The sequence below is a fragment of the Psychrobacter sp. W2-37-MNA-CIBAN-0211 genome, from assembly GCF_040309405.1.
Lineage (GTDB): Bacteria > Pseudomonadota > Gammaproteobacteria > Pseudomonadales > Moraxellaceae > Psychrobacter > Psychrobacter glaciei.
Genome location: NZ_JBEOOU010000360.1, coordinates 1 through 257 on the forward strand (window position 1 = coordinate 1; position 257 = coordinate 257).

A 257-nucleotide genomic window follows, 5' to 3' on the forward strand; every position below is an offset into this window, starting at 1 on the left:
GTTCCATATTATGGCGAAGCCATATTTAATGTTAATGCAAGTAAAAACAAAGACCTTACTTTTAATTTAGATATGGTTGTTCGCCCTGATAATTATGCTATTGCGGGCTTAAAAGCAGTGCCACCAGCATGGCGAGCCGGTACGCCAGTTCGCGATATAGCTGACATGAAGTTACTTAAAAAGTTTGACGGCGAGCTGGGTAATAAAACCGCGTGGGAAATGCTCACCGAACTTGAAAAAGGTAATCAGCCTACTTT

General features: G+C 41.6%; 1 pseudogene. It reads left to right on the forward strand.

Annotated features, from left to right (window positions below):
- Positions 1-257 (forward strand): annotated as a pseudogene (locus tag AAEY72_RS15510) (OmpA family protein); the annotation flags it as partial.